This window comes from Flavobacterium rivuli WB 3.3-2 = DSM 21788 (assembly GCF_000378485.1).
GTDB lineage: Bacteria > Bacteroidota > Bacteroidia > Flavobacteriales > Flavobacteriaceae > Flavobacterium > Flavobacterium rivuli.
Genome location: NZ_KB899972.1, coordinates 103,247 through 128,308 on the forward strand (window position 1 = coordinate 103,247; position 25,062 = coordinate 128,308).

25 protein-coding genes are annotated in these 25,062 nt (G+C 38.2%); 9 read left to right on the forward strand and 16 right to left on the reverse strand.

Features of this window, described 5'->3' with window-relative positions; translation table 11 throughout:
- Positions 1 to 8: 8 nt before the first annotated feature.
- The 6 genes from F565_RS0115375 to F565_RS0115400 form a co-directional block, all read right to left on the reverse strand.
- Complete coding sequence (locus F565_RS0115375) at positions 9 to 680, reverse strand: DsbA family protein (RefSeq protein WP_020214130.1); 672 nt, start codon at positions 678 to 680, stop codon at positions 9 to 11.
- Positions 681 to 828: 148 nt separating this feature from the next.
- Positions 829 to 1,710: a helix-turn-helix domain-containing protein gene (locus F565_RS22450; RefSeq protein ID WP_020214131.1), complete on the reverse strand. Its 882-nt coding sequence runs from the start codon at positions 1,708 to 1,710 to the stop codon at positions 829 to 831.
- A 584-nt stretch (positions 1,711 to 2,294) separates the two neighbouring features.
- Positions 2,295 to 2,546: a DUF2798 domain-containing protein gene (locus F565_RS21780; RefSeq protein WP_020214132.1), complete on the reverse strand. Its 252-nt coding sequence runs from the start codon at positions 2,544 to 2,546 to the stop codon at positions 2,295 to 2,297.
- 24 nt (positions 2,547 to 2,570) lie between these two features.
- Entirely contained in the window at positions 2,571 to 3,266 is a 696-nt protein-coding gene (locus tag F565_RS22455; protein ID WP_020214133.1) for a hypothetical protein, read from the reverse strand.
- Positions 3,267 to 3,337: 71 nt separating this feature from the next.
- Positions 3,338 to 4,228: a helix-turn-helix domain-containing protein gene (locus F565_RS0115395; RefSeq protein WP_020214134.1), complete on the reverse strand. Its 891-nt coding sequence runs from the start codon at positions 4,226 to 4,228 to the stop codon at positions 3,338 to 3,340.
- Between the two features lies 1 nt (position 4,229).
- Positions 4,230 to 4,601 (reverse strand): DoxX family protein, encoded by a 372-nt coding sequence (locus F565_RS0115400; RefSeq protein ID WP_020214135.1) that lies wholly within the window; start codon positions 4,599 to 4,601, stop codon positions 4,230 to 4,232.
- Between the two features lie 688 nt (positions 4,602 to 5,289).
- On the opposite strand from F565_RS0115400, the gene F565_RS0115405 reads away from it, so the two are divergent.
- From F565_RS0115405 to F565_RS0115415, 3 genes are all read left to right on the forward strand, one after another.
- On the forward strand, positions 5,290 to 6,480 hold the full coding sequence (locus F565_RS0115405) for a 4-hydroxybenzoate 3-monooxygenase (RefSeq protein ID WP_020214136.1): 1,191 nt from the start codon (positions 5,290 to 5,292) through the stop codon (positions 6,478 to 6,480).
- A gap of 184 nt (positions 6,481 to 6,664) precedes the next feature.
- On the forward strand, positions 6,665 to 7,540 hold the full coding sequence (locus F565_RS0115410; protein ID WP_020214137.1) for an AraC family transcriptional regulator: 876 nt from the start codon (positions 6,665 to 6,667) through the stop codon (positions 7,538 to 7,540).
- A gap of 686 nt (positions 7,541 to 8,226) precedes the next feature.
- Positions 8,227 to 9,465, forward strand: a complete 1,239-nt coding sequence (locus F565_RS0115415; protein WP_020214138.1) for a cation:proton antiporter — start codon at positions 8,227 to 8,229, stop codon at positions 9,463 to 9,465.
- 52 nt (positions 9,466 to 9,517) lie between these two features.
- Here the strand turns inward: F565_RS0115415 and F565_RS23330 are convergent, their stop codons facing one another.
- The 4 genes from F565_RS23330 to F565_RS0115430 are packed head-to-tail and all read right to left on the reverse strand — an operon-like array spanning position 9,518 to position 12,447.
- The gene (locus tag F565_RS23330) at positions 9,518 to 10,012 is read right to left on the reverse strand and encodes a DUF2254 family protein (protein WP_051087096.1); all 495 of its coding nucleotides are present in this window, start codon (positions 10,010 to 10,012) and stop codon (positions 9,518 to 9,520) included.
- Entirely contained in the window at positions 10,009 to 10,752 is a 744-nt protein-coding gene (locus F565_RS23335; RefSeq protein WP_051087097.1) for a DUF2254 family protein, read from the reverse strand. Before F565_RS23335 ends, F565_RS23330 begins: the two co-directional genes overlap by 4 nt.
- A gap of 34 nt (positions 10,753 to 10,786) precedes the next feature.
- Positions 10,787 to 11,674, reverse strand: coding sequence for a glycoside hydrolase family 130 protein (locus F565_RS0115425; protein WP_020214139.1), 888 nt, complete (start codon positions 11,672 to 11,674; stop codon positions 10,787 to 10,789).
- Positions 11,671 to 12,447, reverse strand: coding sequence for an SDR family NAD(P)-dependent oxidoreductase (locus F565_RS0115430; RefSeq protein WP_026300091.1), 777 nt, complete (start codon positions 12,445 to 12,447; stop codon positions 11,671 to 11,673). The genes F565_RS0115425 and F565_RS0115430 overlap by 4 nt, the downstream gene beginning before the upstream one ends.
- A 208-nt stretch (positions 12,448 to 12,655) precedes the next feature.
- Here F565_RS0115430 and F565_RS0115435 point away from each other — a divergent pair, with 208 nt between their 5' ends.
- From F565_RS0115435 to F565_RS0115445, 3 genes are all read left to right on the forward strand, one after another.
- On the forward strand, positions 12,656 to 13,966 hold the full coding sequence (locus F565_RS0115435) for a DUF389 domain-containing protein (protein WP_020214141.1): 1,311 nt from the start codon (positions 12,656 to 12,658) through the stop codon (positions 13,964 to 13,966).
- 80 nt (positions 13,967 to 14,046) lie between these two features.
- Positions 14,047 to 14,505, forward strand: coding sequence for a DUF305 domain-containing protein (locus tag F565_RS0115440; protein WP_020214142.1), 459 nt, complete (start codon positions 14,047 to 14,049; stop codon positions 14,503 to 14,505).
- Between the two features lie 206 nt (positions 14,506 to 14,711).
- Positions 14,712 to 16,496 (forward strand): chloride channel protein, encoded by a 1,785-nt coding sequence (locus F565_RS0115445; RefSeq protein ID WP_020214143.1) that lies wholly within the window; start codon positions 14,712 to 14,714, stop codon positions 16,494 to 16,496.
- A gap of 504 nt (positions 16,497 to 17,000) precedes the next feature.
- Here the strand turns inward: F565_RS0115445 and F565_RS21795 are convergent.
- The 3 genes from F565_RS21795 to F565_RS0115455 all read right to left on the reverse strand — a co-directional run bounded on the left by F565_RS21795 (position 17,001) and on the right by F565_RS0115455 (position 18,642).
- Positions 17,001 to 17,474, reverse strand: a complete 474-nt coding sequence (locus F565_RS21795) for a carbonic anhydrase (protein WP_020214144.1) — start codon at positions 17,472 to 17,474, stop codon at positions 17,001 to 17,003.
- 12 nt (positions 17,475 to 17,486) lie between these two features.
- Positions 17,487 to 17,759, reverse strand: a complete 273-nt coding sequence (locus tag F565_RS23365) for a hypothetical protein (protein ID WP_081965194.1) — start codon at positions 17,757 to 17,759, stop codon at positions 17,487 to 17,489.
- A 178-nt stretch (positions 17,760 to 17,937) separates the two neighbouring features.
- Complete coding sequence (locus F565_RS0115455; RefSeq protein WP_154652625.1) at positions 17,938 to 18,642, reverse strand: hypothetical protein; 705 nt, start codon at positions 18,640 to 18,642, stop codon at positions 17,938 to 17,940.
- A 486-nt stretch (positions 18,643 to 19,128) separates the two neighbouring features.
- On the opposite strand from F565_RS0115455, the gene F565_RS0115460 reads away from it, so the two are divergent.
- Positions 19,129 to 19,707, forward strand: a complete 579-nt coding sequence (locus F565_RS0115460; protein ID WP_020214147.1) for a helix-turn-helix domain-containing protein — start codon at positions 19,129 to 19,131, stop codon at positions 19,705 to 19,707.
- A gap of 30 nt (positions 19,708 to 19,737) precedes the next feature.
- Here F565_RS0115460 and F565_RS0115465 read toward each other — a convergent pair whose 3' ends face one another.
- Genes F565_RS0115465 through F565_RS0115475 form a run of 3 tightly spaced genes read right to left on the reverse strand, consistent with a single transcriptional unit; the run spans position 19,738 to position 22,907 of the window.
- Positions 19,738 to 20,421: a phosphonatase-like hydrolase gene (locus F565_RS0115465; protein WP_020214148.1), complete on the reverse strand. Its 684-nt coding sequence runs from the start codon at positions 20,419 to 20,421 to the stop codon at positions 19,738 to 19,740.
- Position 20,422: 1 nt separating this feature from the next.
- Entirely contained in the window at positions 20,423 to 21,586 is a 1,164-nt protein-coding gene (locus F565_RS0115470; RefSeq protein ID WP_020214149.1) for a TIGR03364 family FAD-dependent oxidoreductase, read from the reverse strand.
- A 25-nt stretch (positions 21,587 to 21,611) separates the two neighbouring features.
- Positions 21,612 to 22,907 carry a DUF5690 family protein gene (locus tag F565_RS0115475; protein WP_020214150.1) on the reverse strand — a complete coding sequence of 432 codons (1,296 nt, stop codon included), beginning with the start codon at positions 22,905 to 22,907 and terminating at the stop codon, positions 21,612 to 21,614.
- 313 nt (positions 22,908 to 23,220) lie between these two features.
- On the opposite strand from F565_RS0115475, the gene F565_RS0115480 reads away from it, so the two are divergent.
- Together F565_RS0115480 and F565_RS0115485 are read left to right on the forward strand one after the other, a co-directional pair.
- Positions 23,221 to 24,297 (forward strand): zinc-binding dehydrogenase, encoded by a 1,077-nt coding sequence (locus F565_RS0115480; RefSeq protein ID WP_020214151.1) that lies wholly within the window; start codon positions 23,221 to 23,223, stop codon positions 24,295 to 24,297.
- Positions 24,298 to 24,365: 68 nt separating this feature from the next.
- Positions 24,366 to 25,037: a MarC family protein gene (locus F565_RS0115485; RefSeq protein WP_020214152.1), complete on the forward strand. Its 672-nt coding sequence runs from the start codon at positions 24,366 to 24,368 to the stop codon at positions 25,035 to 25,037.
- The last annotated feature ends 25 nt before the right edge of the window (positions 25,038 to 25,062 follow it).

A 25,062-nucleotide genomic window follows, 5' to 3' on the forward strand; every position in this document is an offset into this window, starting at 1 on the left:
TCATTATATTAGCATTCGCAAGCCCCGTCCGTACAAGATTCGCCGGCATTCATCTGGGAAACCATTGTGTTTTTTAACCAATCCTCCACTGCAGGTTTTAGATTCTCATAAGGCTGGAATCCATGACTGATTACTTTTACAGTTCCATTTTCCAGTGTAAGAAGAGTTGGAAATCCCTTAACGCCTAATTGTCTGCTGAATTCAAATCCTTCGAGTGTTTTCCTTTTCATATCATCAGAATTAAAATTTTCCAAAAAAACAGTTCTTTCAATTCCAATTTCTTCAGCAAGTGCGGCAAGTATCTCACCATTTGTGATATCTTTTCCCTCAACGTAAAATGATTTCTGCAGAATATTCAAAAACTCAAAGTCCTTATGCGGAAATATTTTCTGAACGACAGTGAGTGCACGGCTTGACGACTCCGTGTCGTAGCGGAACGTATTCGAAACAAATTTCATTGAATGATCGAAATACTGGCCGCTTCGTGAGTTTACATTTGTCCAATGATATTCAAGAAAATCTTTATATTCCTCTGTAACCACTTGCTTGCTTCCTGGGGAAAACCCTCCCGATATAATTTGCAGGTCAATTTCCGGATGGTCTTCTTTTAATTTTTTCACTACAGGACTAAAGCCGTAGCACCATGAACACATCGCATCTGTGAAATAGAACATTTTCATAATTCGCAATTTTAATATTTGTATTGAAGAATTTTAAGAAGACTTACTCAAATTCTTGTTATTTAGCAATACAAAATTAACCTCATTATATGCGAGGCTCTTTCATGAAAAGTTCAAAAAATATCCTGTAAAGTTTAGATACTAAGGGTTAAAGCTTTTGTTGCAGCTGCTTAGGGGTACTTCTATATTTCTCCTTAAAGGAAGATATAAAGTGGGCGGGAGTTTCAAAACCTACTTCATAAGCGATTTCTGTAATATTCATTTCTGATCTTAGCAAGCTATAAGCTTCTTCGAGCCTGCGTTGAATAATCCACTTGCCGGGGTTCATTTTAAAAGTCTGGGTGAATTTGCGCTTGAAGGTCGACAAGCTGCAGTTGGCTAAGAATGCATACTGCTCAAGGGAAATATTTTCTTTATAATGACTTTGCATCAATAGCACCAGGTCTGGATTTAAATGCGTGTCCAGGCTGCGAAGCTGCATTTCAAAATTGCGTCCCTCCGGAGCCGAAATTAAAATATGAAATAACTCCGTGATTTTCAATGGCAACAACACCTCTAAACGTTTCGGATCCGCTGTGAGTGTCAGACAGGTTTTAAGCTGTAATATTAATGCGGTCATAAGCTCATCCTCTGGAAGCAGCGCCATGTCACGTATGCTCTGGGGGCATTTTTCAGTAATTACTTCATTACTATTAGCCAATATGCTGTCAACTTGGGAGTGCAGCCATTCATCAGAAAAAAAGATAATGATAGATTCGTAGCCTTGATTTGGATCATCAACTTTATCGGTTACCAAATAAGATCCCTTCTTCATAAAAAAACCAGAACCCGCAGGAACAATCATTTTACTGCCGTGGTCCAGGATCTCTTTTGTCCCATGCAAAACTATGCTGATCAGGTTCATCTGTACGCACATATTTGCTCTTTTTACTTCTTGACGCTGTTTGTAATGGAACATATAAATATCATTATTCCATGATAAAACATCAGGGGTCTCTTTTAAAATAACATTGCAATTCAGATCACTCATAGTAAATCATTTAAAATTCAGACAGTATTATTATTTTATGATTATAGCATAAATTCACTAATGCAGCCTGTAAAAACATGTAAATGTAAACTACTAAATATTAATAGGAATGAACAATTTTTACTTTATGATGGATAATTATTACAATACCGTTTCAAAAGATTTAATATTATGAATGGCTCTATTGTTTTTCCTTCATTACCCTTTTCCTTAAAGATCAATACTAAATTGTACAAAAATTCTGCTTCTTCAAAATGAGCTTTTTAAAAATCTTACATATTTTAAAACATCATTTTTCTTAAAAACTTCAATACTAATTTTTGCAAAAAAAACGACCGCTATTTTTTAGCAGCCGTTTCTCGTCAATTTTCCTGCAGTGAAGCCATATTGCATAAATCAAAGACAATTGACCCCTTTCGCCGAATGAAAATTGACCACCATTTCTATTGATCTACAAATAATTTAGTAGCGTTATTAAAATTGGTGGAGAGGGGTCAACATAATTAGTTTATCCAGGCTATCATAAATACAAGCCTTAAACTTCATGTCGCGCCTACATTTAAGGTGCCTGGCCTGATTTACTTTTATTGTGGCGTTTGAGCCACATCTACTACCGTTACAAGGTCTACCAATTTTTTCATTAGCGGAACTACTGTAAAACCCGTTGGTACCGAAAGCCATAGATCGACAAGAAAATAATCATGAAGCCAAGTGTGAAAAAAATCAGGAACCCATCCCCGATTATATACTAATAAGCCGAAACTCATAATTGCTGACATGCAAAGGGATACCAGTAAAGTAAAGACGATAATCCCCTGTAGTTTAGATAATTTCATTTTTAATAATTTTTATGGTTATGTTTAAAATAATTCAGTCCTGATAAATAAACCGTAGTTATTTACCGTATTCAAATCAGGTCCATAGAAATCGTGATTCGACCCTAATCCGAATTGAATATTATGATATGAGACTCCGGCTCTTAAATAAATACTACTGATTTCATGAAATCCCCATTTTGTGTTGTAGTTATATAAACCCTGCAACCTGGTATAGATACCCCACTTTTTAGAAAGCCTTGGGTGATATTCTAAAACGGCGAAGGTCTCAAAATTATAAGTCTGGGTAAGGTCAATTCGTGGCACGATGACTATTACAAAATCATTGTTTGCAAATAGGTATTGCAGCCCTGCTGTAGGCCGAACTGTTAAAGCAGTGCCATTAGAAGATCCAAAAGTAGACAGCCCCGCAGCAATAGAAAAACTTTGCCAGACCTGTACGGTAACCATTGACTGTGAGTAGAATTCCGAAGATTGATTTTTCTCTTCATAGTCGCCACCAAAAGTTGTCACATTAAAGAATCCGAACCTTGATTCTGGAGAGAACTGCTTAGTTACAAGTAGCTGAAATGTAAATGCTTTATTACCTGCAAATGCTTCAATTGGAATTGGTACACTTTCAGTATGGCTATTTTCAACTATTAAGCTATCCTGTGTTTGTGCGCTTACAACTCCTTCTATGAAATATAATAGGATGATCAGTGATAATTTGAGTTTCATTTCTTTCTGTTATAATTTGAAGTAAAGGTATTTTCTTCAGATCTTAACAGAAAGAACAAGCCAAGCAGTTATTAGTACAAATCAATCATTTTTCGATAATCTGTCGGAGTAAGGCCAGTATGTTTTTTAAAGAACCGGCCAAAATAGGAAACATCTTCAAATCCTATTTCAAAAGCAATGTCACTTATTGCGATATTGTTTTTTTGCATTAAAATCTTGGCTTCTAAGACTAACATGTCATCTATTAGAGATGATGCGGACTTATTTAAAGTTGCCTTTACAGATTTGTTTAAATGATTTGGTGTAACGCCAAGTTTGTTTGCATACCAAGTTAGAGCGTGATGTTTTGTTATGCTATAGTTTATCAACTTTTTAAATTCCAAAGTAATGCGCTCATGCGCCGGAAACCTAATCTTGAAATTGCTATCTATAGCCCGTTGCATTTCGGCAAGGAAAGTTGTCAGGTATAATTTTATAATGTTTGCATTTTTATCGCTTTCATTAAGTTTCTGCATGCGTTTGAGCAACATTATTACATGAAATGATTCTGAATTTTCAAATTGGATGACAGGCCGGATAAGCCAGTCAGAAAGATCAAACTTGATATGAGACAAATAATCATCAGAGAAGTGAAAATAATATCCTTCGATATCTTCGGACATGAAAGAAAGGCTGGTTATCTGGCCAGCCGGTACACCTATCATCATGTTTTCTGTAATTGTATAATTTTCTATCCCGGAACTCGATATTACAGAACCCTCAGTTACAATGATAATCGAATGATTAGACTGCCTGTGTGGTGGCAACGGCATTTTTAATTCATAAGTATCATCTGAAAGCCCATGAATATAAAAATCATTGATGTTTTTCTTGTCGTATTCCTTAAGGTCATAGTAAGACATGATGGTCTTAAATCCATCGTTCCTTAAAGTTGGTATGTTTTTTAAATTCTTCAGGCTCACGCTATACCGTTTTACGCTTATTTACTTTTGTAAAGTAAACATACGATATAACTAACAAGATTAATGATATTAAAGGGCTAATTGCTGCCGTTATCCCCTCTACTACACTATGTGCGATAATGGCGGAGCTAAAAACGATTGTAAAACCTGCATAAGCCCACTCTTTAATTCGTTTTGGTACTAATGGTATAATAAGGGCTAAAGCACCTGTTAGCTTTGCAATTGCGAGTTCAACCCTAAAGTAATCAGGAAATCCTAAATGCTTAAATTCTTGTGCGATTACAGGAACAGTAAAGTATACGATACCTGCCGCCAGTCCCATTAAAGCAACAAAGCTTGTTATGACCCAGTAAATTATTCTATCTCTTTTCATTTTACATTTGTTGGTTACAATTTTACAAATGTACCTGACCCAAAGACTACAAAAAAGGACCGATAATTCAATAATACGGACAGTTCAATCATTTTTGAAATCCTGTAGAATGTGCTTGCTAATATGTATTAAAGAAAGTGAGTACGTGTGTATTTTAAAAATTAAACACAAGGTGTGGTAATAAATCTATCTTTCGACATACCCTGACGCATCTAATACATTTTATGATAATCTGGTAAAATAGGATCTACTTAAAATATATACCTCTATTAAACTTTCGCAATGTACAAATTGGGTAAATAGATCATTGTGTTATATAAACTAAAATCAATTAATTGTATATTTCAAAGTGAATTTAAGAGGGTTAAAATAGGGACTAGGTGTTCGACTGTGATCCCTGACAGCCCACCACTAAAAAATAATTGAGAAATCAATGATTTTTTAGTTTAAAAATAATTTTTATTCATTTTTAAACTAAGTTTAAAGACATTTTACTATTTTACATGTTCGATACATCCCTGACAACCTGTAATAAATCTTAGTAAATGTAAATTAATTTCCACCCAACATAAATTACTGATTTCATTTAAACACTAAGAATCCGTGAATCGTCCAAGTATAACCGTGAGATGTACTCATTTAGGACATGTAATTTAAAGACCTTTGCCATGTATTTAAAATTAATATTATGAGAGAAGGTGAAAATAAAATGGTTGAAAATACCACAGTTGTCATTATAGGGGCAGGTGTTTCCGGACTTACATTAGCAACTTTTTTACAAAAGTCGGGTATGCCCTGCATTTTGGTAGAAAGGCGAGATCGCGCTTATATTGAAATGCGGCAGCGTGCTGGCGTTGTTGATGCGCGCGCCGTACGTATGTTCGAGCAATGGGGCCTTGCAGATAAGCTATTATTTGGCCCGGTTGCACAAACTATCGATTACCGCTTAAACGGATGTAGCCGCGTTTTTGAAGTTACGGGAGAAGATGGCAGCCCAGGTCGCTTTTGTACACAACAAATGCTGGTAACTAATTTGATGAGGGAGTTTATTGATGTCATGAAAGGAGATATCCGCTTTGGTGCGACTGATGTAACTATTCTCAACGAAGACGGCATTTGTCCACAGGTGAACTACACTGACGTAGATGGTTCACATGTGCTTCATTGTAATTATATTATTGGTTGTGATGGCGACCTTGGCGTTAGCCGCGCGTCAATCCCACACGGCGTGCTAACTAAATACAGTCACGAATTTGGGTATGCATGGCTGGCTGCACTTGTTGAAACTCCACTTACAGGGCATGCCATCATGGCGGTTAGCGATCATGGTTTTGTTGCGCAGCTGCCCCGTGGCCCGCAAAGAAGCCGCTTTTACCTCCAGTGCTCTCTTGGTGACCGCCCGCAGGACTGGCCTGATGAACGGCTTTGGGATGAAATAAGGTTGCGCCTGGGCGATTTGGCTATTGAGAATGTAAAGGTACACGATAAGCTATTTGTCCCTTTACGATCTGTGATCCATGCACCCATGCAGTATCGAAATCTTTTCTTATCGGGCGATGCTGCACACCTTGTGCCCCCTGCCAGTGCCAAGGGTATGAATCTGGCACTTTATGATATTGATGTCCTTTCGCAGGCACTTCTTTGCGCTATACGCGATAATGATACATCGGCGCTTGAAAATTATTCAGATACGGTTTTGCCGCATCTTTGGAACTACCAGGATTTTAGCGTGTGGATGACAGATACCATGCATGATGCCGGGGACCCGACCCAACACGGTACATTTAAGCAAATGACCGCCCGTGCCCGACTTGATAATTTGTTTAATTCGCCTACAGCGGCAAGCATGCACAGCCAATATCAACGCGGCACAAATTAACACAATAAAGCAAGGATTTATATAACAAATAATTAGTAACTTTCTGGGAGCCATAGAAAGACAGGTACCCGGATAAGTTGCTATATGTTATCTTAATTATTAAGTAGAGTTACACTTAACCGTAATCGCAAGATTTTAGTTGCAGGTATAAGTCAGTTACTAATTATGTACTTTAAAATAGTTGATGACTAAAAAAGAAAAAATACAGGTTCATCGTATGGATGATTGGTTTTCGGGAGTTTACATAAAACCATTTGGCTATGAAAAATCTTCCGTGCCGGACTATGAAATTTCTCAGCCTCACCGGCACGATTTTTATTATTGTGTGCTTTCAGACAAAGGCAGGATGGAACTCGAAGTTGATTTTGAAAAAGTTGAAATAACCGATCAAACTCTTTTTCTTTCTTATCCGGGACAGATCCATCGAATTATTTCTGCCAAAATGGAGCGGGGCTGGTTTTTAGCTTTTGACCCCGCAATCCTTGACGAGCAACTTAAAAATATTTTAGACCAATGCCTGTCGCAAATAATACTTGTGCCTTTATCTCCGGAACAATCTGCCGGTTTTTGCTCTTACATTAATCATTTATTCGTAGTGTATAATGATGGGGCACAAATGTTTCGAAAAACTATTATACAGGCTATGGTAACAGGGCTAATTTATCAATTAGCATCAGTATACCATTCGTTAGAGCAATTTAACCTGATCAGGCACCCTGCCCGTAGTATAGAAATTACAAAAAGCTTTAAACAAATACTTCGTAATAACTTCAAATCCATTAAAAAGCCTTCAGAATATGCCGCTAAAATGAACATGACGGTTAGCCACCTTAATGATACAGTGAAATCTGTCACAGGATTTTCGGTTACCTATTTTGTTCAGCAGGAACTTATGCGGGAGGCGCAGCGTTTATTGTTTTATTCTCATCTTTCAGTAAAAGAAATAGCAGATGATTTAGGTTTTGAAGATGACAAATATTTTAACCGGTTGTTCAGCAAAGCTATAGGGATTTCTCCGGGAGCATTTAGAAAGCAGGGTGAGACATCTGTTCATTTATAAAAGCATTAATAAGTAAATTAAGTATTACAATACTACAGAATGGCTTAGTTGTCCTATTAAAAATAAACAAATTATAAAAGTAGCTATTGCTAACCTATATGATTTCTGATCCGCACTTTTAAGGTTAAAACAGATACTATCTATCTTCGGCTAAGATTATATTTACATAATACAAAACCAACTTATGTTCGATAGAACCCTCACACATTCAATGCACCCTTTGTATGAGATATTTTAATAGTATTAAAATATCTCATACAAAAAGGTAATCAATATGATATTGGAAAACATATATAGTGATAAAATAAGAAAAATAAACAAATATCTAATAATCAATAATTTATGTTTTAAAATTCATTAATCAAAGTCAAAACAGGCACAAGGTGTTCAACTGTGATCCCTGACAGCCCACAATTTAAAAATTATTGAGAAATCAATAATTTTTTTTGGTTAATATAATTTTTTTATTCTTCTAAATACATATTTACTATTTATTTAGAAGATTAGGGTGTTCGATACATCCCTCATAAGTATAATGGTGCTTAATGAAAATATTCATAGAAAACTTGGATAAAAATAAGTAGATAACAGAAAGTACACCCAAGTCTTTACATATAAGTTGTCTGGCAGACTAGTTCCCAAATCTTGATAAAAAACACTACATTGCTGCTCCAATTTACCAATAAATGAATGCCTACCTTATACTTGTTTGCCTTATTAGTTTATCCGCTGCCTTTGCCTATGTAAACCACCGTTTTATAAAACTACCGTTTGTAATAGGGCTCTTTTTCCTGGCAACAGTGCTTTCTCTTATCGTTATAAGCAGCCGTTGGTGGGATGTGATCCATTATGTTCAGATCCGCGATTTCCTGGGCAGGATTGAGCTCAGTGAAGTAATACTAGATATCATGCTGGGACTTCTTTTATTTGCAGGTTCATTACACACCAACTGGGATAATATTAAGAGCCAGCTGAAACCAATTACACTGTTCGCCGTCCTTGGGGTTGCCCTTTCTACCATTATAATCGGCGGTGCCTTTTATTGGGTGTCCGGCCTTTTAGGCTTGGGTGTCGGTTTGCTGCACTGCCTGATTTTTGGTGCCTTGATTTCCCCGACAGACCCGATTGCGGTTTTGGGGATACTTACCAAGGCTAACGTGTCAAAAAAAGTGGAATCTACCATTGTGGGTGAATCCCTTTTTAATGATGGTGTGGGCGTGGTTATCTTTATAGCTTTATTGGAAACCTTGAAGTTGGGTAACCCTGAAATAGACTTTTCACACTTTGGCGTTTTATTTTTACAGGAAGCCCTGGGAGGATTGGCCTTTGGGCTTGCCTTAGGCTTTAGCCTCCATGCCCTTTTAAAATCTATAGACAATTATGAAACCGAGGTATTGCTTACCCTGGCTTTTGTAATGGCCGGATATGCAGTTAGCAATATAATGCATTTATCGGGTGCGCTTGCTATGGTGGTCATGGGACTTTTAGTGGGCAACTATAAAAAGGACAAATCAATGAGCGATAAGACGCAGGAATATGTACACAAATTTTGGGAACTGGCCGATGTACTGCTCAATGCCGTGCTGTTTATAAGTATTGCATTTGTACTGGTGGTGATTGATTTTGAGATGTCTTATTTTGTAATAGGCCTGCTATCCGTTCTTATTGTGCTGCTATCCCGCCTTATCGTTATCCTTATCCCAAAAGTGCTGCTGCCTAAAATGGTAAATTTTAATTATAAGGAATCGGCAATCATCATCTGGGGCGGCCTGCGCGGTGGGCTTTCCATTGCATTGGTATTATCGCTGCCGGAAAGCAGGGGAAAAGATATTTTAGTGATTGCAACCTATTGTTGTGTTGTCTTTAGTATCCTGATACAGGGGCTAACAGTAGGTAAGGTAGCAAAGTACTTTAGCCGCCCTTAACAATAACAAGTCATGCACTGGTAAAGAAAAATGAAACATTTACCAAAGTACATTATACATCACTTTGTCCGTTAGACGTTTTAACTTTTACCATCAGTTCATCAAATAGTTTTGTATATTTTTTGCGCTGGTCGGCTTCTTTTAATTGGTTTAGAACCAGCGGCATTTCACTCTGAATATAAGGATCTTCCTTGCTATAATGCCAGATGGGCAGTATGCATTTTTTAAAAATATCTTCAAATGTTGTTGCAGGGCAGTAAACACGGACTTTGCCCTTATCGTCATAAATTGTTTGTGGCAGTGTACTGTACAGGCGTTTTGCTAATATATCGGTCAATGCATTAAGGCTGATAACCGCGGTGGCAGGGTCGTTGATGCCGGGGCTTAACGCTTTTAAGGCCACCTCGGCGAGTTGCATAAAACCATAGTCTGCATTTCTTGTAATGGGCTGGCCGTTGTAAAAATCGACCGCACCCATTATTTCTTTTACTTTAGCATCATCAATTGTTTCCTTGCAATATACCCTAAGAAAAATATTCCCGCTCACAATGTGTGTGCTCTTTTATACATGAAATGAAAATACATATCATTCTTTACTGCTATTTGCAACAATATTTTTTCATTAAATCCCTGGAAATAATTAGAATGGGGAATTTTTAGGACACAGAAAGGTAGGTTATTGGTATCGACTAAAAGGGCATTTTCTTCTTTAAAAGTACTTGTTATACTATGGTGCGTTTTATCTTGTATACGCTTTATAACGGTTTCATATTTCACGGTTTTTGTTACGTAATCCAGAAAATAAATAAAAAGGAAAATGTCGATTACCGTAAAAATTATAAGCAGGTAAACGCTTAGAGAGGGTACATATATACCACTGCTTATATCGCGAATTGTGCTCAATAAAAAGAGCGCGTATACTATGGTTCTGATATAAAACCCCAATATCACCTGCTGGAACCGGTTTTGTATCATGCTGGTGAGTACCCGGTTGCTCATTTGGGAAGCCGCCTGGTTCAGCACGATCATCACCATAGAGAAGCTAAATACTGTGAGCGACAGTACGGCACCCGCTACGGTGGAAATAATAGACCTTGCGGTACTGGCGTCCTTAAGCCTTAGCCATCCCGCATTTGATTTTATATGTTTGCCAGATTCGGAAAAATCCAGTTCCAGCATGGCCCATGAAAGGAACAAAAAGCCTATAGCAATTATGGCAGGCAAAAAAGCAATACTGGTAATTATCCTTGTATAAACAATGCGCAATTGTTTGGTCACATTCGTCATCTGATTTTGCTGTAATTTAAAGCGGTAATTACGATCAATCTTCCTGTATAGTAAGGATCGCCCGGAATGGCTTGTCATCTTCGGTAGAATAATACAGCCATATTTCATCTCCTGCTAATATCGCGGAAGCTGCAAAAGCAATATCGACTTCTCCCGGTTTACTGGCGGGCGGGGTAATGATTGGCTCCTCACTTCGGCCTGTAATTGTGCCGTGCTCATCCATTTCCACCCAACCAATGCGCCAATGCGCCTGTGCATTTGCGCCATTGTAAAACATTACGGTCTTTTGGTGCTGATTTTCTATTGCCGGCCCCACGCTTAAATGGTACGAATCCCAGGAATCTTCCCTGGCTTTAAGAAATTCCCCCTCTATCCTCCAGGGACCTTCCGGTTTGTTACTGAATGCCCGGCCGAGTTTTGACCTGTTCTCATGAGCATATTCAAAAAACAACGTCCACTTCCCATTCATCAATTGCTTCACTGTAGCTTCCTTAGGGTTAAGATAAGGCTCCCTGCTTTTAAGTGCTATTTTCTGGACTTCTAATTTCTCTGCATCTTTACCGCTGGCAAGCATTAATTGTCCCTCGCGTTTCGTTACATTCCAGCCGGTATAGTATACCAGGTATTTGTCTTTTAGTTGTATTACGGTTGGGTCTTCACACCCATCCTTATCATAACTATTTGTACTTGGGGCCAGTACCGGCCCATCGCTCATCTTGAAATGTATCCCATCTTTAGAGGTACCGTAGTAAGCACGTGCCGCCTGTTGCAGTGCGTCGGGCGAAGGATTTACGGCGCGGATGAGCATTTTGTAAGTGTTTTTTTCCTTCCATACGAAAGGGCTTAACTTATACATCCCGGAGAGGGGTTCTGTACACTCCAGGTGCATTTCTTCTATTTGTTTTACAATGTATTTACTCATGCGCCCTGTCCTAAATTAAGGCTTAAACCGCCATCAAGGGTAAAGGTTTGCCCTGCGGCGTACGAGGCATCATCCGATACCAGGTATGCCACCAGCTTAGCCACTTCCCAAGGTTTTGCGGCGCGTTGGTAAGGAATATTGCTTTCGGCCTTTTTTAAATAATCAGGATTATCCAATGCTTCCTGGTTCATCGGGGTCAGGATCATCCCCGGCGCCACATTATTTACATTGATCTGAAAGGGACCTAGTTCAAGTGCCAGGCAACGGGTTAAGTTGCGTACGGCACCCTTGCTTGCACAATAATCACTGCCGCCGGCGCGGGCCACCTCTTCATGTATCGAGGTAATGTTTACTATTTTACCTCCATTGCCATTTTCTTTACGCATCTTAATGAACTCCTTACAACTGTAAAACGTGCCGTAGAGATTTGTTTTCAATGTACGGTCAAAAACCTCAATATCCATTTCATCGGCAAAAATCCCTGATTCGTTAACTCCGGCACTGTTTACAAGTATCCATGGGATACCGAGATTTTTTCTGGTCGCAGCAAACAGTTCCTGTATTTGGGTGTAGTCTCCTACATCCGCTTTAAATAATAAACCTTTACTGCCATTGCCCTCAATAAGCTTTAGCGTTTCCTTGGCGCTTTCTTCATCACTGTGGTAGTTTATAAGTATGTCTGCACCCTGTTTACTCAATTCTACCGCGGTGGCCCTGCCAATACCGGAGTCTGCCCCAGTAATTATGGCAACTCTTCCTTTTAATAAATCCATATTCATTTTTATAAGATGATAATTTAAAGGTACTGACAAAAAACACGTTGCACAGGTAACGGATTGTATTTAGCTTTATCTTAACGGTTGCTGTAACACATAATCGTAAATTTGCTATTGAAAACACCTGATAATAGTGTATTTTGGTACTATAATACTAACCTTTATAAAGTTTAAAATTAGAACCTAAAGCGATCTAAAGAACGAAATGAGAAGCATAAGAGATATATTTAACCTTCACGAGGGTGAAGATGACAGGGAGACAACACTCGAGAATATCAGGAAGAACATATCCTTTAAAGGTGCAAACCTATGGATATTGGCCTGTGCTATTATTGTAGCTTCAGTTGGGCTGAATGTAAATTCCACCGCTGTAATTATTGGTGCAATGCTAATATCGCCGTTAATGGGCCCTATTGTAGGTGCCGGTTTTGCCTTAGGTATTTATGACTTTACGCTCCTTAAAAGATCACTAAAAAATTTGCTCAATGCAACGGTAGTAAGCCTTTCGGTATCAACACTGTATTTTTACCTTAGCCCTTTTAAAGAGGTGCAGTCAGAACTTTTGGCACGTACTTCGCCTAATATTTATGATATCCTTATTGCATTTTTTGGTGGCGTGGTGGGGGTCATTGCCGTAACCCGGTCAGAGAAAGGTAATCCCATCCCAGGTGTTGCCATTGCTACTGCCTTAATGCCGCCGCTATGTACTGCCGGTTATGGCCTTGCCACGGCACATTGGACGTTTTTCTTTGGAGCTTTTTACCTGTATTGCATTAACTGCGTGTTTATAGGGATTGCCACCTTCTTAATTATTAAATACCTTAAATATCCTGCCATAAAGCAGGTAAACGATAAGCAGCAGAAACAGGTAAGGATAATAATAACTGTTTTAATCATAGCAATGCTGGTACCCAGCAGCTACCTAGCGTACTCCCTTTACAGGGAACAACAGTTTAAAAAAAATGCGGACCTCTTCATAGAAAATGAATTCAGCAACAAAGGATATACGGTGGTCTACAAAAAAACCGACTTTAACACCAAAAGCAAAAAGCTCGAACTGGCTTTTCTTTCCAAGCGGTTTGATAAAGCGGAAATAGCAAAACTTAAGGAAGAGCTGAATACAAATCCGTATTTAAAAGGTACCAACCTTGTAATCCGCCAGGACAGCACGGACCGTTTTAACGCCCTTAAAGGTGATATCCTGAATCAGATAAAGAGCAGTGAAAACGAGATGAATGAAAAAGATGTCAGGATTGTCCAGCTTGAAAAAGAGCTTACCAAAAACACTTTTGACAATAAGCAGTTGCTGAAAGAAAGCAGGGCATTGTTTCCAGATATTACCTCATTATCCGTTACGAAGAACTCATTGGTAACCCCTAAAGACAGCCTTATCGACCTAACTGCCGTCATCTACGATGTTACAAAATCGCTGAGCAACGAAGACCAGGAGAAATTTAAAAAATGGCTAAACGAACGCCTCGCCGTTAAAAACGTGGAGCTCTTTAAGAAGCAGTAAATTATTGTCCCGCTTTTTGGCGTTGTCTTTTATTATAAGTGCTGAGCAGTTTTTTATGTATCATCTTAACAAGACTTATCATGGAAAAAAACAGTTATAAAAAATTAGGGCTAATGCTGGCCGTATCCTTTTTGATCATGTATGGGGTAATGTTTTTAAATGTAGATAGTGCTGACCATATTTATCTAAGCCTTACTCGTACCTATATGTCACTACTTATGGTTTGCCCTATGGCAATCCTGATGCTGGTTTTTATGCCTATGATGTATAAAAATAAAAAATGGAATACGGGCATTATAATTTCAGCTGTAGTCGTGTTCGGCTGCTCCTTAGTTTTCATGCGGGACCAGGTATTGGTATCTGACGTGCAGTACATGAAGGCCATGATTCCCCATCATTCTTCTGCCATACTGACCAGTAAACATGCTAACCTTAAAGACCCCGAAGTAAAAAAGCTTTCTGAGCAGATCATTAAATCGCAGGAGGAGGAAATACAACAGATGAAAGCAGCAATAAATAGGCTTCAATCACAACCTTAAATTTATTATTAAAGCTATATTTTTTACTAACTTTACAATGAGTTAGTTAATTATTAAGAAATTACAAGGTACTTCTATAATGGGGGTGCCTTTTACTTTTTATATTCAGGGGATCGATTAGTGCTCCATTGCAGTATTTTATGTTTTATCTTTCAGTTACGCTCATGGTAACGTAACTTTGTGATTCTACATACAATTCATTTATAATGCTCAATAAACAACTTGTAAAATTACAATCCCTTTTAGTTTGGGGACAAGAAAAGCTATCCCCTAAACAATTTATTTTTCTATCCAGTGTGCTTGTGGGCATCACAGCAGCTTTTGCCGTAATACTCCTAAAAGCATTTGCACATTCGGTCTATTCCTTTGCCACATATATTAACGGCATTCTTAAATTAAGTTTTATAAACAGCGTTTTGCCCGTCATCGGTATCCTGCTTACAGTTCTTATTATAAAAAAAGTATTGGGTGGCAAAATAGAAAAAGGAACTTCGCAAATATTGTATGCCGTTGCAAGGAAAGGGAGTATTATCCCTAAAAAACAAATGTACGCCCAGGTCATTACAAGTTCCCTTACGGTTGGTTTAGGTGGCTCTGCAGGTTTGGAAAGCCCTATCGTAGTAACAGGCGCTGCTTTTGGGTCCAATTACGCTCAACAATTTAACCTGAGTTACCAGGATCGTACCCTGCTTATTGGTTGTGGGGTTGCCGCAGGTATTGCGGCTGCTTTTAATGCACCTATCGCCGGTGTTTTGTTTGCTATAGAAGTCTTGCTTGTTGATGTTACAATTGCTGCTTTTACACCCATTATGATCGCAGCGGCAACAGGAACACTGGTTTCAACGATAGTACTGAATGAAAACATATTATTATCCTTCAAACAAAAGCAGACATTCGATTATCACAACATCCCTTTTTATGTCCTGCTTGGTTTGTTTACAGGATTAATTGCTGTGTACTACTCAAGGAAATTTTTAAAGACGGAACATTTTTTTGCTGGCCTTAAATATGGTATTTATAAAAAGGCACTCATTGGATCGGTTATCCTGGGCCTAATGATATTTGTACTGCCAACACTTTTTGGAGAAGGTTATGAAAGCATTAAAACACTTGCCGATAAAAATCCTGGTGAATTAATGGCTAATACTTTATTTGCAGACTATAGCAACAACAGCTGGGTACTGCTTGTTTTTGTTGGGCTTTCGATGATGCTAAAGGCTTTTGCATCCGGTATTACCTTAGGGAGTGGTGGTAACGGTGGAAATTTTGCCCCTTCACTTTTCCTTGGGTCATATGCAGGATATTTCTTTTCAAAATTTCTAAACCTTACCGGCCTTACCAACTTACCGGTGAGTAATTTTGCTATGGTAGGTATGGCGGGCATCTTAAGCGGGCTGTTTCATGCACCTCTAACCGCTATTTTCCTGATCGCTGAGATTACCGGTGGTTATGACCTTATCATACCGCTGATGATCGTGGCTTCTATTAGTTTTGCCATCTCAAAAAGGTTTGAAAAACATTCCCTTGACGTAAAAGGGCTTATTAAAAAAGGCAACGTATTTACCAGTAACAAGGACACCAATATCCTCTGGACATTAAATATTGAAGATATTATTGATAAGGGATATACCTCTTTATTGCCTGATGAAAGTTCTGCCAAACTTGCCGACCTGATCGCCCATTCCAACCAGGTAATTTTTGCTGTAGTAAGCCCAGAAAAAGATTTACTGGGGATTATTTATTTTAATGATATCCGTGAGATTATTTTTAGTGATTTTACTACCCGTTACGCGACCGTTAAAGAGTTAATGGTAACGCCTACCGAAGTGGTCGTTGAGCAAGATACTATGGAAACTGTGATGCATAAATTTGAAACCAGCGGTAAAGTATACCTGCCCGTCTTAAAGAATAGCAAATATTACGGCTTTATTGCTAAGGCCGACGCGCTTGAGGCGTATAGGGATAAGCTAAGAGCAATGGCATTTGAATAAAGCCTTAACTAAAGTGTTCGACCGACCCTGACACATCTAATTATATCTCTTTTTAGACGCAGTTTCAATAATAAATAAAATCAAAGTACATAAATTAAATGATATAGTACCTTAAGAATATTAATTATTCCTCAATTCTTAATTGTATTTAAATAACTAAATATTAGTATGTTATATATTTTAAAACTCGTTAAATAGTGTAAGAATAGGCACAAGGTGTTCGACTGTGATCCCTGACAGCCCACAAAGTAAAAATCATTGAGAAATCAATGATTATTTTTGTTTAAAATGATTATTTCTTAGTAAAATATTTAATAATACTGATTCAAATGATTTTTGGTGTTCGATATATCCCTCATTAATTATTTTTATTGCCAACGTCAAAAAATACATTAACTTATGTCTCCTGACAATACCTTTGATAATCGACATAACTTCAAGGGATGGCTTTTTATAAATTTAATCTTATATAACTACACATAAAGAAAGTTACATTTCAATTGATTACAAGTCATTAAAAAATTCTACCTTTCCTGTTTTCATATTGTATACAGCCCCCACAATAAGAATTTCGCCTTTTTGTTCCATCTCTTTCAGGATAGGGCTTCTTTTTCTTATTTGCTCAATGGAGACCATTACATTGGCATCACAAACTTCTCCAACAAACGCTTCATTTGAAGCTGTTTTTTCTCCCTTAAATTTTGATCCTGCCATTTTAACCGCCGGTTGAATTTTATCAAGCAGTGTTGTGATATTCCCTAATTTAACGTTGCTGATTGCCGATTTAATTGCGCCACAATATTCATGACCCAAGACTAATACCACCTTTGTTCCTGATACCTTACAGGCATATTCAAGGCTTCCCAAAATATCATCATTCACAATGTTACCCGCTACCCTGGCTACAAAAAGATTGCCTATACCACTATGAAATACATCTTCGACAGGAACACGCGAGTCAAGGCAGGATAAAACCACCGCTTTAGGATATTAACCCAAAGAGGCTTTCCGTACTCTTTCGGTTGTATTACGAACAGTAAGGTTATCTTCTGTAAAATCTTTATTACCTTGTTTTAGACGTTCCAGCACATTCTGAGGGGTTAGTTTAGCTTGTTGCTCTGAAGTTAGGATATCGGCAGAGAGAATATCACTTTTATCGATAGATACTGTTTCAGTAGTTTTCTCTTCGTTAGCCTTCTGCGGGTTATTATTGTGACACGCAATCATCGAAAACGCAAAAACAATAGGTAAAATTCTTTTCATAATCGCTAAATCATTTATTAAATGCTATTGCGTAATGGTTAATTTTTAGCCTTAGTGCCAAATGGGCAACGCTTTATCAGGTAATTAATGGTAGCGTGATACGCATCAGCACCAGAGCCAAACGCTTTCCTTGACTCAGAATAGATGCTCGTTCCCTGATCGTTAAAAAAACTCAGGTCTATTTTGGTATCGTAATTTGTAAGTACAGTGGCATTATTTGAAGAATAGGTGGTACCCGATGCTTTAGTGGTTTCTTTTTGCCATCCTTTTTTTCGGTTTCTTTACCATTATAAGTAGTACTTCCACTGCCATAAGTTGAAGTGCCCTTATTGGTTACGTTGGCAATACCATAAACCACATACTCTACACCAAGAAGGGTGGCCATCTCCTGTGGCGTCTTGGTGTTTAAATTAGCGTGCGTTAGTCCTTGCTTAGCTAAGAGGCTATTTGTTGTAATTGGGTCCTGTAACTGCAACGATGTGGTATTTGCTTTAACAGCGTTATAGGTGTCTGTCTGCAGTTGCTGCGCCATAGCTTCAGGATCGAGCGTGGTTTCATTAGTGATAAAGCTGTACGGCAACACCGCTATTTTCCCTTTTCTCTCAGCGGCTGTAGATGTTCGTGCAACTGCCGGGCTAAACGTATTATTTACTACCTCTGTACGCCCGCTGGCGAATTCTATTTTATTTATTTCCGATTTTTTAAATTCGTATTCAAGAGTTTCGCCCTTATAAACAAATTTAATAGCATCATCTTTTACAGATACAACTTTACCATCCCTTTTTTCGCCGTTAAGCATTGTAACCCTATCCTGTGCAAAGGTGGTAGCTACAGAGCAAAAAATAATGATATACAATAGTGTCTTTTTTAATAGTGTGTTCATCGTATTATTTTTTAAAGTTTAAATCCAACAACTCCGAATGCCTCCTTATTCAACCCGGTAGGTAACATTAAAAGGTAATTGACATGTTAGAAATTTTTAGTGGTTGTTTAATCTAAATTAGTAAATTATCGTGTAGGTTTTAATTTATTGCATATCTTCTAATTTTCATTTAACAATATATTAGCCAATGCAAAATTTTGGCAGTAGGAAATTGAATAAGTTTCTTGTTTAATAGCAGTGCTGCGTTTCCTTTTACCTGAAGTAAACATTTTAAACAATATTAATACAGAAAAAAATTAAGTGAAAATTTTAATCTTCAAAATAATAATTTCTTAACAATATGGTTAAATATTTAACTAACAGATACTTGTGAAGTCTTTAAGAAGCTTAAAATAGCAATTGTGGGGTAGAGAGCCTTTAATGATTTTGATGGTAACCCTGAATTTAAGAAATTTGGCGTACTTTACTTATTGTAAATAAAATTATATGCAAGACTACCTTATTGGAATGGGAAAAAGGATAAAAGAAATCCGTAAAAAGAACAATCTTACCATAAATACCGTTGCCGCCGATGCCGATGTTAGTAACGGGCTTATTTCACGTATAGAAAACGGGAGGACAATACCGTCGCTCCCTGTGCTGCTCAACATTATACAGGCGTTAGGGATCGAAGTTTCAGAATTTTTTAACGGGCTTCCCAAATCGGATAAAAATAACTTTATTGTTTCCAGGAAAGAAGACAACAATATTATTGAAAAAGAAGACGAAGCAAAAGGGTTTGAATATAAATTCCTTTTTGGTAAACAACTTTCTTCTGTAGGATTTGAAGCTGTATTGCTTGAAGTACAGCCGGGATCTGAACGTGATAAAGTGGAGACCGATGCCTTTGAATTTAAATACATATTAACCGGCGAATGTTACTATATAATTGGCCAGGAAGAGGTATTGCTTAAAGAAGGCGACTCTATATTTTTTGATGGGCGTATACCTCACGTTCCCGTAAACAGGGGAACTGTACCATCTAAAATGCTTGTGCTGTACTTCTTCCTTCAAAAAAATGAGTAAACCCACCTAAGTGGTGGGTTTAAAAACTGTTTAAGAAAAAAGTATCGTTCCCAAATCTGTAACATTTTCTAAAATGTAGTCCGGGTTGGCAACTTCCAATTGCTCCCTGTTTTGGGCTCCGCTAAGCACACCTACTGTAATTCCGCAACCTGCGTTTATACCTTCAACAATATCAATTTCAGAATCGCCTGCCTTTAATACCTGTGCTGCATCAGTAATGCCAAACTGCTTCATAGCCCTATAGATCATGTCCGGGTTTGGCCTGCCGTTTACTACATCATCGGCGGTAATAAGCGCATCAACCTGGTTGCCTACCTGCCAGCCCAGTTTATCCATAAGCTTATTAGCGGTTTTACTGTCATAACCGGTATTAAGCACAATCTTTAAATTGTTGGCACGCAACGCATTAAAAAAGGCTTCTATACCATTAAAAGTGGTAATAGTGTTCTCATCATACGCTTTTTCTAATGCTGTCTTAAAGTTGGTAAACGCCCTGTTAGCTACTGTTTCAACTTCTGTCTCATCAGTACAGGCACTAAGCACATCGGTTATGGCCTTATGCTTTTCTTTGCCTGCACCATGTTTTAATACCTCCTGAAGCGTAACGTTAAACCCTTCCTCATTAATAACTTTTTGTACGGTTTTGTAAACCAGGTTATTTTCATTTACTGTAGTCCCTGCCATATCAAAGACCACCATTTTTATATTTGTCATCCTAACTTAAATTAAATAGCTGTTTAATGTTTTCTTTAGAGAATCCCGCACTGCCTGTCATTCCTTTGCCACCAATGCCGGTAACTATATGTATATTATTATCAACCGTATGCTGAAAAATATCATTTTCCTTGCATTGCGAATACATTCCAAACCAACGGTTCTGAATTTCGTATGTAGGCAGGTTGAAAATCTTTTTCGCTTCATCTATCATAAATTCATCCACATCGGTACGCAGGTCAAACCCCAGGTCATCAATATTGGCTGCATCGGCATATTCATGCGAATCTCCAATAATCATCGATCCGTCTGCTGCCTGTTTAAAGAGTATGTGCACTCCCCATTTCTTTTCGAACGAATCAGCGTTTTCTTTGGCTTTAATAGCATCAAACGACGGGCATTCGTAAAAAGCTTCATAACGACGTATGGAAAGCCCGGTCAGGATAGAACCCTTAAGTTCATAACCCGGCTGCGGCCTGGTTTGCAACATTTGGAGTTTGGTAACCTCAAGATCGCTGTTTGCAAAAACGTCAGGGTACAGGGTTTTAAATTCAGATCCGCAGCAAAGTAGTACTTTTGCTCCTTTAAAGATTGCGCCACCGGCGGTTTCTACTTCTACCTCGTTATCGCCCCATGCCTCACAGCGTACCACTTTTGTATTTGGGTAATACTGCAACCCTTTTTCTGACGTAAGAAACTGCAACAGGCGGCTTATCATTACGCGTGGCTCTACAGTTACTTCTTCAGGAAAGAATAGCCCTGCGTGCACATAATCTGCACGCAGCCCCGGATATTTATCCAGGCATTGCTCTTTAGTAAGCAAATGCGATTCGTAACCATTGTTCTTATTAATAATGCTAAGCTCTTCTATAAGCTGCACCTCTTCCTGGTTGGAAGCCAGGTAAATCGAACCATTATTGCGTACCGATATATCAAATTTGTTTTGTATATCGTTATATACCTTAAGGCTTTCGCGCCCGTAATTTTGCCATTTGGTGTCCATGCCTGACGGTACTACCTGTCCAAAATTGCGCACTGTAGCACTAACAGGCTGTTTGTCTTTTTCTATCAGGGCCACACTTAGCCCATTTTGCAGCGCATGGTAGGCATGGAACGTTCCTAAAGCGCCACTACCAATAACAATAAGGTCGTATTTAGTATTCATTACTGTTTAAATTTATATATAGCTATTATGAATAAACAAGGGTTGCCTCACTCTTTTTTTTTGAAAAGCGCCTGTTAAAATACCATAGGGCAAATACTGCAAGCGCAAGTATAAAAGCAGCAGATTGTATGTTTAGTTTTATAAAAAACTGGGCCCAGCTTTGGTTAAACCCTGTAACTTCTTTAAGAAAAAGTACCACTACACTGCCCAGGTAACCTACAGCATCGGCAATGTAAAAAAGGAAACCCACGTTGCCTTTAAAACTAAGTAGTGCCACAAGCCTTTCGAATATGAGGCAATGAAATAATATGTAAGGCAGGTAAACGCCTATACCGGAGGTGATCATCCATACCACCGGAGACATAAGGCCTTTATCATATAGTACTGTAGATAGTATTATGAGCACAGCCCCAACTGCCGTTAACCCCATAGCAGTATTAAAAGCGATCTTGTTTTTACGGATCAGCGTACCCGCAGCAGCGATGACCAAAACAGTTATAGCCACAGGTATCTCGGTAAGTGTTATTATTTGAGGCGTTCCCGTAAAGCCCTGTTCTGCCCAAAAATCTACAATAAAGTTGTCCCTGAAATCCCTTACAACGGTTAATAGTACATAGATACCCACAAGGCCAAAATAACCCATGCCGTTTTGTACTATAAAGGCTTTACGTTCTTCTTTATACATAGGCACCCGCTGCGCACGCTCTGTTACATCACTCTCGCTTGGGCCTTCAGAGCGGTTAAGGATATACACCGACAGGAGGAACAACGGGAAAAACAATAATCCTGTAAAAAATGGCATATTATATTCACTCACATTATAATCCTGCATAAGTAGCAGCCCGACAGTTTTTACAAAACCGGTACTAAAAATAAAGGTGGCGCTAAGTGCCGCAGCTAACAGCTCGGTGTTTTTACGGCCCTCTATGTATGAAAATACAATACCAAACACCATCCCTAAAGGCAGGCCGTTAAGGAACAAGGTTACCATTTTCCACTGGTCAGGTACAATAGCAAACAGCCCCAGCATCGCTAGTCCGAAAGAAATAAACCCCACCAGCCATATTGCCCTTTTTTCTTTCTTCATTTCAGATATGATCTTTATACCTGCAAATTTTGAAACCATGTATCCAAAAACCTGGCTGATTACCAGCACTATTTTTGCGTTAAGGCCAAATCCAAAAGAAAGGTCATTGTATTGCCCTGCCAAAAATGATTTCCTGATGGCATACATACCTGTGTAGCAAAGAAAGACTGCAACTAAAATTAACGCTGTAGATATTTTTTTACTATTTGTAACTTTTATACTTTTTAGTGACATGCCTTCGCTTGTTTAATTGCTACAAATATAAGGTTAGACTTGCTGTTGAGTATTAAGCAAAGGTAAACATATAGTTAATATTGTTTACAAATAGTAAATATATTTTTACTTATATAAAAATCAAAGTACATTTGATATCAAAATAAAAATCAATGATTGGTAAGGTATTACAGGATTTTAAACGCATTGCCACAGTGTGTTTTACATTGCAAATAGTTGAATTGAGAAAAAATTGACCCGCCTACTAATTTCTGTTACGGATAGAATTTTAATAAACACAAAATAGTTACAAATAGTAAATAAAATACAGAATATGATTTCAAAAGCTACGGCTATGGTATTTACCAATAAAGATGCACCGTTTAAAAAAGAAGAGGTACTAATAAGGGATATAGACAACAACGAAGTCCTTGTTCGTATTGCCTATACCACAATTTGCACCAGCGACCTGCATACTCATTCAGGAAGGCGATCTTCTGCGTGCCCTTCTGTATTAGGGCATGAAATAATTGGGGAAATTATAACCCTGGGGAAAAAGATCAAAGCGGATTACAACGGCCAGTTACTAAAGGTGGGCGACCTGGTTACTTGGTGCGTGTATGCTTATGACAGCAAAAGTGAAATGGCAAAAAAAGGAATGCCCCAAAAATCAGAAGGCCTGTATAAATACGGGCATCATCAGTTTACTGCCGAAGATGGGCTCAACGGAGGTTTTGCTACACATTGTGTATTAAAAAAAGGAACCGCTATTTTTAAACTTCCTGAATTTTTAAGCCACAGGCAGGCGGCACCCTTAAATTGTACTCATGCTACCATAGCAGGGGCAATGCGCGTAGCCGGATATTTAAGTGACAAAAATGTTATGATTACTGGAACAGGCATGTTAGGGCTATCGGCTTGTGCCATGGCAAAGGAAAGTGGTGCCCGAAGTGTTACCGCTATGGACATTAATAATGAACGGTTGGAATTTGCGAAAAATTTTGGTGCAGATAAATTGGTCGATGGCAAATTAAGTACAGATGAAATAAGGTTGCTCTTTAAAAACGAAAAAGTTGATGTAATTATAGACACTACGGGTATACCCCAGGTAATGGAAACAGGCCTGGAACTCCTTGCTATTGGTGGTACTGCCGTATGGATAGGTGCTGTTTATAACCAGCCTGCTACAAACATCAATGCCGAAATGGTAGTCCGTAACCTGCTAACAATAAAAGGGCTTCATAATTACACACCGGATGACCTGGGTTTTGCAATAGATTTTGTAGCTAAAAACCACGCTAAGTATCCCTTTGAATTGCTTGTTGGGGAAGAGTTTATTTTAGATGATTTATCAGTAGCTTTCGATGTAGCTGCATCTGGAAAATATTACCGTGTAGGCATCAGGCAATAGATGCCGCTAACATATTTAGCAAAGGGCTTCAGTTTTACGTGAAGCCCTTTTTTATTATATTTACATTTATGTTAAATGGCGATATTTTTAATAATTCATTCATCAACCTGATTTTCATCGGGATAATTGCATTGTTTCCAGTAATTAATCCATTAGGTTCGGCTTTTTTAATAAGCCCTTACTTAAAAAACCTTCCCTTAAACCAAAAGAAGAATGCGGTAAAAAAAATAACATTTTATGCATTCAGCTTTTGTGTTTCTATTTTATTTGTGGGTCCATTTATATTACAGGCATTTGGCATCACAATTTCGATTATTCAGCTTGGCGGGGGGATTATGATATGTAAGACCGGGTGGGACTTTTTAAATTCAGATGCCCAGCAGATAACGGAAAGCACCCTTAATAAGCACATTACCGAAGCCAATATTATTGATAAGTTATTTTATCCTATCACATTCCCTATAACTACCGGCGCAGGTACAATATCGGTCTTATTAACGTTAAGCGCCCATACTCAGGCTGTAACCGGCACAGGATATTATTTACATTCGGCAGCAATCCTTATCTCAATCACATTTATATGTGCTATGATCTATGTTTGCTATCTAAATGTACGCAGGCTGCTGCATTTTTTAGGTCCGCATGGTGAAGATGTTGTGAAGCGCATTTGCGCTTTCCTTATCTTTTGTGTCGGATTACAAATTGCCTTTACAGGCCTCTTAGTACTTATAAAAATATAAATTTCGGAAGATATAATTTATTGCC